This is a genomic window from Ensifer sp. ENS06, from assembly GCF_014852205.1.
Classification (GTDB): domain Bacteria; phylum Pseudomonadota; class Alphaproteobacteria; order Rhizobiales; family Rhizobiaceae; genus Ensifer; species Ensifer adhaerens.
In genome coordinates this window covers 107,313-120,696 of sequence record NZ_JACVBC010000017.1, presented here as the reverse complement: position 1 = coordinate 120,696, position 13,384 = coordinate 107,313, and the positions used below count along the sequence as shown (strand labels likewise).

12 protein-coding genes and 1 pseudogene are annotated in these 13,384 nt (G+C 57.7%); 4 read left to right on the top strand and 9 right to left on the bottom strand.

Annotated elements, in window-relative coordinates; translation table 11 throughout:
* Window positions 1–30: 30 nt before the first annotated feature.
* The 4 genes from IB279_RS33150 to IB279_RS33140 all read right to left on the bottom strand — a co-directional run bounded on the left by IB279_RS33150 (window position 31) and on the right by IB279_RS33140 (window position 4,761).
* Window positions 31–1,014, bottom strand: coding sequence for a helix-turn-helix domain-containing protein (locus IB279_RS33150; RefSeq protein ID WP_192340603.1), 984 nt, complete (start codon window positions 1,012–1,014; stop codon window positions 31–33).
* 1,289 nt (window positions 1,015–2,303) lie between these two features.
* Window positions 2,304–4,082 (bottom strand): SLC13 family permease, encoded by a 1,779-nt coding sequence (locus tag IB279_RS33145; protein ID WP_113189009.1) that lies wholly within the window; start codon window positions 4,080–4,082, stop codon window positions 2,304–2,306.
* 164 nt (window positions 4,083–4,246) lie between these two features.
* On the bottom strand, window positions 4,247–4,369 hold the full coding sequence (locus IB279_RS37765; protein ID WP_029742645.1) for a hypothetical protein: 123 nt from the start codon (window positions 4,367–4,369) through the stop codon (window positions 4,247–4,249).
* Between the two features lie 50 nt (window positions 4,370–4,419).
* Window positions 4,420–4,761, bottom strand: coding sequence for a hypothetical protein (locus IB279_RS33140; RefSeq protein ID WP_029742644.1), 342 nt, complete (start codon window positions 4,759–4,761; stop codon window positions 4,420–4,422).
* 881 nt (window positions 4,762–5,642) lie between these two features.
* On the opposite strand from IB279_RS33140, the gene IB279_RS33135 reads away from it, so the two are divergent.
* Window positions 5,643–5,903 (top strand): hypothetical protein, encoded by a 261-nt coding sequence (locus IB279_RS33135; protein WP_192340601.1) that lies wholly within the window; start codon window positions 5,643–5,645, stop codon window positions 5,901–5,903.
* Window positions 5,904–6,138: 235 nt separating this feature from the next.
* On the opposite strand, the gene IB279_RS33130 is transcribed toward IB279_RS33135, so the two are convergent.
* Window positions 6,139–6,873, bottom strand: coding sequence for an NYN domain-containing protein (locus IB279_RS33130; protein WP_192340599.1), 735 nt, complete (start codon window positions 6,871–6,873; stop codon window positions 6,139–6,141).
* Window positions 6,874–7,794: 921 nt separating this feature from the next.
* On the opposite strand from IB279_RS33130, the gene IB279_RS33125 reads away from it, so the two are divergent.
* A complete protein-coding gene (locus IB279_RS33125; protein ID WP_113189012.1) occupies window positions 7,795–8,901 on the top strand; it encodes an AI-2E family transporter in 1,107 nt (368 codons plus the stop codon).
* A 176-nt stretch (window positions 8,902–9,077) separates the two neighbouring features.
* Here the strand turns inward: IB279_RS33125 and IB279_RS33120 are convergent, their stop codons facing one another.
* From IB279_RS33120 to IB279_RS33100, 4 genes and pseudogenes are all read right to left on the bottom strand, one after another.
* Window positions 9,078–9,380 (bottom strand): hypothetical protein, encoded by a 303-nt coding sequence (locus IB279_RS33120; RefSeq protein WP_029742639.1) that lies wholly within the window; start codon window positions 9,378–9,380, stop codon window positions 9,078–9,080.
* A gap of 268 nt (window positions 9,381–9,648) precedes the next feature.
* A pseudogene (locus tag IB279_RS33115) lies at window positions 9,649–9,941 on the bottom strand (DUF892 family protein); the annotation flags it as partial.
* Window positions 9,942–10,204: 263 nt separating this feature from the next.
* Entirely contained in the window at window positions 10,205–10,519 is a 315-nt protein-coding gene (locus IB279_RS33105; RefSeq protein ID WP_029742638.1) for a hypothetical protein, read from the bottom strand.
* Between the two features lie 796 nt (window positions 10,520–11,315).
* On the bottom strand, window positions 11,316–11,609 hold the full coding sequence (locus IB279_RS33100; protein ID WP_162728758.1) for a hypothetical protein: 294 nt from the start codon (window positions 11,607–11,609) through the stop codon (window positions 11,316–11,318).
* A 404-nt stretch (window positions 11,610–12,013) separates the two neighbouring features.
* Between IB279_RS33100 and IB279_RS33095 the strand changes: the two genes are divergently transcribed.
* Both IB279_RS33095 and IB279_RS33090 read left to right on the top strand, forming a co-directional pair.
* Window positions 12,014–12,610 (top strand): cysteine hydrolase family protein, encoded by a 597-nt coding sequence (locus IB279_RS33095; RefSeq protein ID WP_192340597.1) that lies wholly within the window; start codon window positions 12,014–12,016, stop codon window positions 12,608–12,610.
* A gap of 75 nt (window positions 12,611–12,685) precedes the next feature.
* Entirely contained in the window at window positions 12,686–13,303 is a 618-nt protein-coding gene (locus IB279_RS33090) for a flavodoxin family protein (RefSeq protein ID WP_112975839.1), read from the top strand.
* The last annotated feature ends 81 nt before the right edge of the window (window positions 13,304–13,384 follow it).

Below are 13,384 nucleotides of genomic sequence, written 5' to 3'. Positions count from 1 at the left end.
CACCCTGACCGTTTGCCGTTCAGGTCCTCCTTATCGCCCGATCAGGCTGATCCATTGCGACCAGTCGGTCGCCGACAGCCCAGGCGCGGATTTCAGCAGGGCCGGATGGTGCGCCGAAAGATGGCGTAGCTCCCGCGGCGACAGGCCGAATTCGCGGCGAAATGCGCGGCTGAAATTTGCCGCGTTGGTAAAACCATGGGCTAAGGCGAGGTCCGCAATCGCGACATGTCTATAATCCGGCGATCGAAGGTTTACGAAGGCGCGCCGCAGGCGCTGCTGCGCCAGGAAAACGGAAAATCCCCCAACCTGTTCCAGAAGGCGGTAGACCGTTCGGCGCGACAGCCCGAATGCGGCCATGACACGCTCTACGGTCAGATCCGGTTCGAGCAACTGGTCAGTTATGTAGCGCCTGACCGCGATCGACAGCGCATGGCCGACGCTTGCTGCATTGCCCTCGCTCGTCTGGCTGTTTATCGCAGCGCCGGCAAGATCAAGCAGCGGAGACAGGACCGCTTCCGCGTCGCCGACGGAGATACGATCCAGCTGCTTGTGAAGGCTGCCGAGCGTGTCCCTCAGGAGCGAAACCAGCGGCATTCTCGCCGGCAGGACCAATTCATGACTGTCGTCCGGGCGCTTCAGACGGGGAGCTAGCATCTGGCGAGGAATGACGAGGCTGAGATGCTCGTGATCGATCGTGGATGTGGCGAGGGGCTGAGCCATATCGATCATATAGAGGTCGCCAGGGCGGGCGACACTGCCGGAGGTTCGACGGCTTCCACTCTCACCGCTGAGATAGAACTGTACGAGATACCCATCCATGCCGTCCCGAGCGATTTTGTAACGGGATCGATCGAAATCCTGGCTTGTTGATCGGGTGCGTGCAACGCCGACGCCTCCGATCAGGGCCGCATCGACACTGGCAAAAAATGGGTCTTCGGTCGGCGCCCGAAGCCGCGTATCGAACAGTACGCCGATCGACTCACGCCACATCAGATGGGCGTCTTTCTGCCGCATGGTGGTGGTGTCGAATCGAGACCGTGGCAATCCCAAGTGCTCGGTATGGGCGACCTCAGAGCTTGCAGTCGTTTCAAATGACGGGTTCATAGACTTCATTCATTGCGGCGCGGGCTTGCGTGCAAGGATTCTGCACGCTCCGTTTCTAATGAAATCGCAAGTTATTGAAAACTTCCGGCAAAGCAACCGCAGGCGGTGGGATCGCGGCTTGAACTTCGAGAGGGTTGGGTCGGCGATCGCGTGACCAAGGGGTCGGGAGCCACTGACGCGTCCGCACCAGCACATGTGCTTTCAACGCACGTTGGGATGGTAGCAAACTGTGATCATCCGTGAAGAACAGTCTGTTCTGATGTGATCAAGCTCGTAACCGCAACTGAGATGCGGAGGCGAGAGCGTCGAGTCGCACTCTCGGGATGCCATATCAATGATCATCGCCAGGTCTGGGGCCTGCGGGTCCCCACGAAGAACCGATCGCCCCATGGCCTTGGCGAGGCGCGGCCGTTCGTTTCGTCGCAAGGCGGGATTCCAGTCGATACATTGTGCGATCTCTCTGGAATCGCGGCACAAACAGGGATTGCCTGATGCCGAGAGAAGGGCTCTGCGAAGTGCGCCGCGGCTGCTTCCAACGCCTCCGAAGGTAGTCTCTGAAACGATCAGTTGCGCCGCCACGCTACCACAAGCGTCGCGACCTCGCCGCTTTCGTTAAGATCTACAGCCTCGCCAAGAGGTGGCCGCCGGCCAATTGTGCGATGTCCTGAAGGTGGGCCGGCGAGCTTGTCGCGTCCACGCCGTTCTTCCCTTTATAGAACGCCATATTTACGCCTTCTCTGCCGGAAGGCGGTTCCTTCGAGGGGAACCTGGGCATGTCCATCATCGCTGCTCTGTTCATCGCCGAGCTTCTGACTCCGTCAAGCTCGGCATCCTCGGCGCTTCCGTCATCTCCGCAGCCCTGGGTCTCCTGGCGCTGATCTGGCTGACGTCTCCTGGCAGATGGTAGTAGCTCGCTCCGTCGGCGCCGCTCGGCGTTTTCCTGTCTGGATCGGCGATTGCTGGCTCTCAACTCGCGATAGACGCGGCCGGGCATAGTAGCAGCCCGTCTACGCGATTTTCGAACAGCCACCGCCCCTCGAGCGCGGGAGTATGAGCGCGGTTCATTCGGCTAAACCTCAAAGAACCTCATTGAAAAGCGGACTAGAATTCCGCGTCTGACGTGCTGGCCTCCCGTGCCACCGGCAGACCTTGGGTGCCACCACGGTGAACCTGAAAGTGGAATTGAAACGACGCTTGCGCTAAAGCGGTGGCCAAAACCATAGGATCAGAGGCACGCCCAGCACGACCACAATGAACGAGAGCGGCAGCCCCAACTTCCAATAATCGCTGAAACGATAACCGCCGGGTCCCAACACCAAGGTGTTGCACTGGTGTCCAACAGGCGTAAGAAAATCACAAGCCGCCCCCACTGCGACTGCCATCAAAAAGGCGTCCGGATTGTAGCCAAGGCGCTGAGCAAGCGTAACAGCGATCGGCGCGACGACGAGAACGGTGGCTGCATTGTTCAGGAACGGTGTTGCGGCCATTGCGACCACCATGATCATTGCAAGGGCCCCATAGGGAGGCAACGTGGTAGCAAGTTGAGCGAGGCCGCCGGCGATTAGGTCGGCACCACCGGTCGCACGGATCGACTCGCTGACCGGAATGAGAGCGCCCAGCATTATCAGTATGGGCCAATCGACAGCCTCGTAAGCTTCCCGAAGCGAAAGTGAACCGAGCATTACCGTCAGCACAGCAGCCGTAAAGAAGGCCGTGGCGACGGGCAGCAGGCCGAATGCCGTTAGCACCATGGCGCCAGCCAGGACCACCACCGGCATCAGGCCTTTTCGGGGGTTCCCCAAGCGGATTTCGCGCCCGACCAACGGAAGAAGACCGAGTTCCATCAACCTGGTCGGGAGAAGCACGAGATCGCCCTTCAAAACGAGAACGTCGCCTGGTCTTAAAGCGATGTCGCGCAATCGATCAGTGAATCGTTCGCTGCTTCGGCTTACCGCGAGTAGATTGATATTGAAGCGATCATGCAGTGCCAAACGCTTGGCGGTTTGCCCGATCAAGACTGATTTCGGGCCGATCACTGCTTCAATTCCGGCAATCTCCTCATCGGCTCCCTTCGCTTCCGTCGGGCGGTCGTGCCCCTCAAGTTCCAAACGCGCACGACTGATGCCCCGTTCGAGCGCCTGAGGGTCTCCTTCCAACAAAACGATATCGCCTTGATGGAGAATGACCTCCGGCAGGGGCATCAGCGGTTCGACCCGATTGCGAATGAGGCCAGTGACCAGAACCTCCTCGTCCAACAAGATCGACAGGTGACGGATCGACTTGCCGATGACGGACGAAGTCGCAGTGATGCGGGCCTCTGTCATGTAGTCGTTAATGTTCAGCGCCTTCTCCATTGTCGCGGCCGCCTTGCGCTCCTTTGGAAGCAGCCGGTAACCAAACGCCAGAAAGATCACGCCCGCTGCGGCAAGCCCTACGCCGACGGGGGTGAAATCGAACATGTTGAAAGGGCGGCCCGTCAGTTCCTCGCGCATCCGGGAGACGACGATATTTGGCGATGTTCCGACGAGAGTCGTGAGACCGCCAAGCAAGGAACCGAACGCCATAGGCATCAGAAAAGACGACGGGGAGGCTTTCGAGCGGCGCGCCATCTGGAATGCGACTGGGATCATCATCGCCAAAGCGCCGATGTTCTTGATGAAGATGGAGAGAACCGAGACAGTCGTCACGAGAATGACAACCTGACCCTGGACAGAGGTCACGCTTGGCGCCGCCCGATGGAGGAGTGCCTCTATGACGCCACTTCGCTCAATCGCGGCGCTGACGACCAGCGCGCTGGCTACAATGATGACAATGTCGTCGCCGAAGCCGGAAAACGCTGCCTTGTGGGGCACTATCCCGGTGAAAACTGCGGCAAGCAACGCGAGAACCGCAATGAGGTCATAGCGGAGCCGTCCCCAAATGAATGCGGCCATCAGGCCGATCAGAATGGCGAAGGCGAAAGCCTGAGCCTGTGTCATGGATAAAGTCCCGACCAACTCTTCCCAACGCCGGTTCCATTTTACTCGCCTGAAAGATCTAATGTCTGGATTGCTTACCAGCTTTTTTCAAAGGCGCGGCACCCCGAACGTCCATCCAGGACGTTTTCCCGCCTCGTAGCCCGGATGCACGCATGATCAGGCGACTACAGGATGCTTCCGAAGAGGACCGAATACACAATCACTGCAATCGCCAGCGTAAACGCAAGCGATACCAACAAGCGCGTGAAGTCGTACGTAGAGAAGCGGGCGGGGATGAGGTTTTTCATAACGATCTCCTATGTTTCGTCGAGATGCCCAACGAGCCGCGTACCGCGCTTCACGATAGTGCGCGACTGCAACTCGTGCTGACCTTGCTGACGACGTCAGCTGGAACTTGGATGTTGGCCATAATGCTCGCTACGAGTTCGTCACGCTTCGCACGATTGGCGTAGCCCTGAAGCGTTGCGAGATCCGTGCTGGTGGCAGTAGCCATTCGTCCAGCGGTGTCTGAACAGATGCCGGCAAAGGCGTCCACTCTGGCCGTTTCTGCCGCCAGATTGCTGGCAGTCGTAGTGGTGAGCCATCCCGCATTGAAGCCGATGATTGGGCTGAAGAAAAGCCCGACCACCAAACCAATGGCGTAGGGTTTTGCATGTTCAAGGATTTGTCCGAAGGTCATGGATTAATTCCCTTTAATCAGGTGATTATCGGGATCGTTGCGGGCCCGCGCTCCGACCAGGAGCCAATGGCAATCCAGATTTACTACAGTGCGCTTTAAAATATTTAATGTAAACAACCAATTGAAATGTTCATTCAAAAGTACGTTTCAAATAATTATCGTGCAAAATTTTGAGCCTAAAACCACCGTATCTCGATTTATCAGTGCTCGTATATTTATAGAGTCTGAACGTATTTTTCGATAAAACAGATTCGCAATTAATAGACAAAGTAAAGCCGTATTCAAGGCATACAGACTTTTGATTGTTTTTGGCGATAGATTGGCTTTTTGCTTTACCAAACTTATCGATCTCGATTTCGCATATTCACCTGCGGCCCCGTCGTTATGAGCTTCGTGCGAGTACGCTGAAGCGATGGGAGCTGTTTGCGCAGTGATTGGCGCCAAACGGCCGATCCCGGCTGAATCTCGCTCACGTATGCCGCAGAAAAGGAGGGCAGCGTGTTGCCCGGACGAAACAACGAACAGTCCATTTCGACCCACCATTTTGGATGCTAGACCTCGGCGAGATAGTGGCACCTGGCGAATAGCCGCAATCTTCCCGTCACCCTAACCGCATTGGCAACGTTAAAGTGTCACCATCGATCCCGACCGGTCTGTCAGTGCGCCATGGAGATCGCGCAAATATTTCACCCCGTGCGGCGGAAACGATCACATCGCTAAATCCGCTTCAGGTACATCTCGCCTCGGTATCGCATCCGCAATGATGAACTCGGCCACGAGCAAGAGAGCAACGAAAGACAATCCGCAGCCGATGAACGGGGCATGACGCCCGATAGCAGAGCAGTGTCGCCGTACATCGGCTGCCGCAAGGATGGCTGCAGATGAAAAGCAAACACGAAGAACACGCGTTCGTCATCAGCGAATGGGAATCCGAAGGGGGGGCGCCGAACAGGTCTGAACAGCTCGGTCAGTATGGTCGCCGTTTCGACGGAGACGGAACCTATTCGATCTATCACCTCTTCGCGGGAAAGACCGCAGAAATAGGCACCTGGAAGATGGAAGGGCTCAGCCCTAAAAATGCAGCGCGAGCGCTGCGTATTCTCAATACCCCCAAGCTGGCCGGCAGTCGCCTCCGCCCCTGAAGAAACATTCGCAGCGTGCGTTGATAGAACGCGCTGCGGCCCGGCGCCTGCCCAGCCTTCCATCGGCCGAAGCCCTACTACGTTCGGAGATCGCTACTCCATGCTCAGAGCCCGCTGCGGACCGCTGCCGCCGGTTGCACTCCCAGGCGTTGCCGGAGCTCTGAACACGGCGACGTCACCGGCTGACTGTCTGTTGCGAGTCTTAGGTTGGAGGGGCTTATGCCTGCAATCGTTACTATGCCTTGGTGCCTTGCTTCAGGCGAATGCTGACGGGCCGGCCCTCCGCATGCTGAACCTCGAACTTGTTGGTCTTTCGGATGAGGTCGCTAAGCTTTCGAAACCCGAAGGTACGCGGATCAAAGTCTGGTGCCAAGTTGAGCAGTTGTTTGCCAACAGTACCGAGGTTTACCCACCCTTCCTCGGTTTCTTCTTGGGAAAGTACTTTTTTTATCAATGGCACGGCGGCGCTCGCCGGTTGCAAGGACTTTGCCGCTGATGCGGTATCCTGTTCGTCTTTCCCTGCGTCTGCGAGCAGGTTCTCAGTGTAAATGAATCGGCGGCAGGCCTGCCGGAAGCTCTCCGGAGTCTTTTGTTCGCCAAAGCCAAAAACGTCGATGCCCTGCTCGCGAATACGGGCGGCCAAACGCGTGAAATCGCTATCGGACGAAACGAGGCAGAAACCATCAAAACGACCACTATGCAGCAGGTCCATGGCGTCGATCACAAGCGTGATATCTGATGCGTTCTTGCCGGTCGTGTAGGCGAACTGCTGCTGAGGAATGATCGCGTGTTTCGCGAGCACATCCGCCCAGGCCCTGGAACGCGTGCCCGAGAAATCGCCGTAAATGCGGCGGACACTCGCCTCCCCGATCTTTGCCACCTCTTCGAACAACCCGTCGGCGATCTTTGCCGAGGTATTGTCCGCGTCGATAAGGACTGCCAGGCGTGGTGATCGAGGCTCAGACGGCATGCTTTGCTCCTCTTGTCCAATCATCAAAGCTTAGCAGCCGCTTCGCTATCGCACTATCCGGCTTTCCAGCCAGCACTCTTTTTCACCCGCATCAACGCCATCAGCATCGGGCCGAGGGAGAATTCTCCCGCCGCGCCTTGCCGATCAGATCCCTGAGATAGCCGGCTGGCGAAACTTATATTCCCCGCGCCAAGGGCGATCACGCTCTCATTTATGGAGGCGTAGTCCGGCAATTGGAGATTGCTGGTCCTTTAGAGACGCGAAAGGTCATCGAAGATGATTGTGCGGCTCCACAGAGGGCCTATGGCGGCAAGCCGCTAAGAGAAGACGGGAGACGTCATGGGCGATGGTCAACGGCGTCTGGCGTCGCGCCAAATAACAGCTCTGAACAATGGCGAGCGGGTTTACCGTCGCCCACCGCTGGGGCCGGAACGAACGCGCATTTGGCGCGTTACATCCTACGTTGGAGTACGGCAGGAAATAGCATCGTCAATCATCCTGATCGACGATAACCAGGTACTCCCAAGAGGCCCCGATGGATATCACCACACTACTCATCATCGTTCTCGTTGTTCTCTTGCTGGGGGGCGGCTGGTACGGTCGCGGTCGCTGGTATTGAGCCGTTCGTCACGGGCGGGCACTCCCCTATCCTGGACTGATCGAATTTCTCGAAGCGATCCCTTTGAGGCCCATCGTGACCGGATCGCAGCCTTATGGGTCAGTGAGTTCCTCCTATTGCGGTCACGCGCATCCCTAGCTCCGAGAGTGTTTCAGCAACGCTCGTCGCAGCTACTCGTTCTGAACCTCTGACCGCTGCCAGGTTTCAGCGTTTCCGCAGTGTCCGTCCAATGCGACTTGCCATGCGAGGCGTCGCCCCGCTTTCTGGCAAAACGCGATCGGTCCAGAGGAGGCGGATCGGTAATGTTAGATCTTCGCAGCTGGATAGGCTCTTTACTCGCTCTCGGTGCGCTTACACTTCTATTTGTCGGCTGCGCGCTGGTCCTTTGGCCCTTCCTGTCGGCCTTGCTATGGGCTGCGGTTATCTGTTTTTCGACGTGGCCTCTCTACCGCCAATGCGAACGTGCCGTCGGAGGATACCGTGCCGCTGCCGCGGCGATAATGACGATGGTGGTGGTCTTTGCTTTGGCAGCACCGCTTGCATTCCTTGTGACCGCGCTCGTGGACGACATAGAGAACCTGGCAGAAGCGATTACGCAGGTCCTGGAGGAAGGGCCTTCGGCGCCACCCAAATGGGTCAACGGTCTACCCATCATCGGCGAAGGCGTCGCGGCCTACTGGGAGAACCTCGCTCACGATGCTCCAGCGTTCATAGCTGAGCTCAAGAAATTAACAGGCCCAATCACGGATATCGCGCTTTCAGGCGGAGCGGCCCTCGGCGGCGTCCTGATTGAACTTGCCCTCAGCATATTCATCACCTTCTTTCTGTTTCTGCATGGTCGTCGCATGATCGGCTTCATGCGCCAGATCAGCGAGCGCGTTGCTGGCCCGCGGTCCAAGAGGCTGCTGACGGTCATCGGTGCGACCGTAAAGGGGGTCGTCTACGGGATGATCGGAACCGCGCTTGCGCAGGGCTTGCTTGCCGGTACCGGCTTCTGGATCGCCGGTGTGCCCCAGCCCGTATTGTTGGGTTGCCTAACTTTTGCGCTGTCATTCGTGCCGGGTGGTCCACCGTTTCTTTGGGTGCCGGTGGGGCTTTGGCTTCTGCTCCAAGGTTCCATGGGCTGGGCGATTTTCGTCGGCTTGTGGGGTTTTCTTCTTGTCAGCAGCATCGACAATTTCCTGCGGCCGTACCTGCTCAACCAAAACACCAATCTGCCGGTGTTGCTCAGTTTGTTTGGACTGGTTGGCGGGGTGCTCGCCTTCGGGTTGATTGGGCTCTTTCTTGGACCCACATTGTTGGCGGTCGCGTACAATCTGTTTCTCGAGTGGGTGGCAGCCGAGATCGAGGGACGGGTCCAAGCAGCCTCCGGCTTGCCCGTGGATTTGGAAACCAACTCGAAGAACTGAGCAACGTTGTAAATCTGGCCTTGCTGAAGTTCCTGTCTGGCTGGGCGCTTCTCACCGGCGGCCCGGCGATAGCAATGGCCTGGCAGTGACCTCATGCTTTGCCTGTCGAGGAGATAGCGGCTACCGGCACCAAAGTGAGCAATGCAGAAGAAAACGGCAATTGGTGCCCCATCCGATCAATGGACTGTCTCCGGCGCTGCAGCGAGATCAGGCTGTACGCCGCCACCTTCGTTTTCCCAGCGGTCGACATCTTCACACGGGAAAGGTGGCGAGAGCATTTCGATCTGGCTCATCAGAATGGTGACGAGCGCTGCTTCGGAGCAAGTGCCGCGTTGAAAAGCCGAGATCAGCAATCGAGCTGCGGCTCGTCTTTTCGCGCGGTGCCACGCACTCCCGACATCGAATATCCCGACGGTGTCGAGCACCCGTTTGAGCATATCGAGGGGAACGGGGACATGGGAGGCTACGTTGGAAGACATCTTGTCCTCCTTTGGTTGGAGGCATATCCGCAGACCGAACTTGAGGGCTGCTTAAGAGTTTGCCTGCCATCACTGTGATCCCGCTGCAAAGATATGGGAAGCACTTTCGTGATCGCAGTCTGATATCATGAGTTGGAGACGACAGACTGGACCCCCGGCTTTAGCCGGGAAGCTTTGCCAGAGTCCCGGTCCCGACGCCAAGCTTGAGCCCGGAGCCTTTGCCCGGCTCGATAAAAGGATCAAGCCGGGCTGGTGTTTGCGTCAGGCCGCTTTCGGCGGTCTGATTGACGACCTTGGTGGCGGTCGCGGTCAGGGCGATCTCCGTCGCCTGCTCTTCGTCAAGCGTCGTCATAAGCAGCTTGGCGTCTTTCATGCCCAGCTGCAGCGCCCAGGTCCTCAGCGAGCCGTTCGTAGTGTTCGACAGCCTGTGCGGCTGCAAGCAGTCCGGCGTCGAGCGCGGGCGAGCCTTGATACACTTCCATGATCGAGCCGCCTTCCCATGATTGCGCCACATCTTTTTTCAGGCTTTTTGCCGATGATCCTGAACACTTCGTCAAGCCGCTAGACATCCTCCTTCAGCAGGGGCTACGGGCTAACGATGTCAGGCTTGTTCGCAGTTCCGTAGTGGTCGTGAAGCCCCCACCACTTGTATGGATCTCCCTGCGTACGGCCGGACGGCACGTCCTGCCAGGTTTCCTGTCGGCCAAGTGGCGTGAGGTCCAGGAGCGTAAAGATCGGACCGATCGCTTTACGCGATCCCAGTCCATCATGTTTTCTCCTTGAACGTTACGTCCCACACCGGCACCCGCCGCCTGTGTCGTGGATCAATGATGGACGCTTTCCGCGTTGCGCTTACGGGTTGCAGCCGCCTTTTTTGCGGAGGCCGATCGCTCTGCTTTAGGTCTCGAAGCAGCGGCTTGTCCGCCTTTTCTTCCACCCTTTTCAGACGAGGCGTTGCTCTCCGGGTGCCCACGGCCCGAACCGGACTTGTTGCCGCCGCCGCTTTCCTTATTCACCGTGGCCCAGGCTCGACGCTCGGCCTCCTTTTTCGGAACGCCACGGTCTTCATAGCCCTCCTCAATATGCTCGGCCTTGCGCTTTTGCTTGTCGGTGTATGCGGACTTGTCACCTCGAGGCATGGTTTCGCTCCTTCTCGCTACCTCGCGTTCAAACTCTCGATAACAGGCAAGGTTCCGCTCCGTGGTCTAGCGGCCGATCTACATGACGGTCAAAAAGATGAAGATGCCGGCCACGATCAAGCTCAGGCCAATCCGGTTTCTGACCGGCCCGACAAAGCGAAGGCCTGACCTTTGGGCTCTAGTGTTGGTCTTGAACGGGCGGATCGGTGAAAGTCACTGAGAGGCCGGGTTCGCAGTGCTTCCCAGAGGAGCGACAGCACTCCGAGGAAACCACAAGCAGCAGCAACAAGGACGAGCATAGACATCGCAGATTCCTCGCGCAGAGCGATGGTATGTGGTGCGTTACCCGTCGATTGTGTTCGGCAAGACCAGCGCCTCCACCCTGGTCAATCCAGCAGGTCCAAACAAGTTCCGTGGATGCGCACCTGCTCGAATGCATCTGGCTCAACGCAGAGCAAAGTAGTCTGGCCTCCGATGGAGTGCCGGTTTTGGCGGCGCGCCGTCCGCGTGATCGGGCGCTCGTGGAACTTCAGCCTGGCAGCCGCCGTTTTATCCGATCATCAAAGGTGAAGCAAACTGATACACGACCAAGGCGATACCGAAACGGTCTCGACCTCATCGAGAACATCGGGTTCTGCATGCTCACCAACGAGGCTCGGTCCATATCTCAAGGCGCGCCCTTGTCTGCCCACGTGGATCGCGGCCCCGCCGCGTGTTCTTCGCACCTTCGGTGTCGCTCACGACGACGGAGAAAATCCGGCCCTTGAGATGCCGCGGGTAAGCCCAGCCGTCCATCTCAGGGCCAATGACAAAGTGCTGGCGAGGTGGAGAAGCAAGCCGTGCGGGGGTGAATGCTTCGACCGTACTCAGAGGCTATCCGGTCGAGCGACAGGAATTCGACGTCAACATCGCCTCTTTCTTCAATCGACGCCTTAGCCAACTCCAGCATGCGATAGAACTTGGATTCTCCCCCGGACAGGTGTGCTCGCTTCGCGCGGATGCGTTGACCAACAGAATTCCAGATGGCCGACGTATTGTCGTCATGACGTACTTTCGCCTCATCGATCGCTTTTCGCGGCAATCCAGTCAACACAGAGTTCGTAGGCTGGATCTCTATAGCCGGGTCCCGCCCTGCGGGTGTAGGGGCTCATTCTGGACTCATATAGGCATCCCATGCGGCGTTGGCGATGTCACTAAGCTGGGCCTTCAGGTGTTCAAACGCTGGGGGCCTCTCATTGTGTGAGATATCGTCGCCTGAATTCTCGCTTGTTGAGCCCAGGACTGGTCATGCCCGTTCGCGGGGCGAGAATCGGGTCGAAATCGGTGTGTCTGCTTGTGAGGCTATTGATGCTCTCCTGTCTCAGGAGAGAACGCGGAGCCTGCAAGAAGGTTCTGTGTGCCTGTGGTGATTGGCCTGTGGCAGAAAACTCCGGGCATCCGGGAACCAGTCACGCCGTTCGCGGGTTCGGTTGATCTTGAAGGAGGCACTGGGGCATGAAAGCAGTCGGCAAGTGGCGGCATATCTGCGTCGATGCCCAGCGGATGTTTTTGGAGCAGACGCCCTGGCACGTGCCGTGGATGAAAAACGTACTACCGCAACTTGTCGAAATATCGGAACGCCATGCGAGCAACACAATCTTCACCCGATTTATGCCACCCCAGAATCCACGCGACGCGGCGGGAAGTTGGAGGGATTACTATCAAAAATGGTGGATGATGACCGGCGAGCACCTGCCTAAAGAAATGCTCGAGCTGCCGCCCTCCTTTCAAAACCTTGTGCCGCCAGCCCGCGTCTTCGACAAAACGACCTATTCGCCCTGGGTTGATGGCCGGTTGTTTTCGCACCTTCGACAAGAAGGCGTGGAAACCCTCGTCGTTACCGGCGGCGAGACGGATATCTGCGTCCTGGCGACCATCCTCGGCGCGATCGATCTCGGGTTTGGCGTCACCGTGCTTTGCGATGCGGTTTATAGCGGCGCCGACGAAACGCACGATGCCGCCATGGATCTGCTCAGCGATCGGTATTCAGTCCAGCTCGAACTCGTGAAGACCGAAGAATTCTTAGCGGCGACGCCTCGCCGTGAAGCGTAACGCAGTCCGGAGCGTCAACGACATCTGGTCGTTTGAACAACCCGGTTACCCGTCCCGAGTGAGAAGGATCCGTCGATGCCCCTGAAAGCGCTTGCCTTAAACTGCACCTTAAAATCCTCCGCAGCCACCGAGGCGTCGTCCACCGATAAAATCCTAAGTCTTATTGCGGCGGAATTCGAGAAGCATCGCGTCGACACTGAGACGGTCCGCCTGGCCGATCACAACGTAAAACCAGGCGTGACTTCCGATGAAGGTGAGGGGGATGATTGGCCCGATATACGCAAGAAGATCCTCGATGCCAACATCCTGCTCATCGGCACGCCCATCTGGCTCGGGCAGCCATCGAGTGTCTGCAAGCGTGCCCTGGAGAGGATGGACGCATTCCTTGATGAAACCGACGAAAAAGGGCGCATTGTTTCTTACGGCAAGATTGCCGTCGTTGCTGTCGTCGGCAACGAAGACGGCGCCCATCACGTTTCCGCTGAAGTTTTTCAGGCACTCAACGACGTCGGCTTCACCATTCCGGCAAATGCGGTCGCTTACTGGGTTGGCGAAGCGATGGGCTCTACCAACTTCGTCGATCTGAGAAAGACCCCTGAGCCGGTAAAAACGATGATTGCAATGCTTGCCCGCAATGCATCCCATGTTGCCACCCTGCTGAAGAACTCTGCATATCCGGGTGACGAGAACTAAGGCCCTCCAACAAGCGCCAAAGTAAGCCCCATCGGTACCGGGTTTAAAACCTGGATGATGCTGCGGCTCAATCGATCAAAG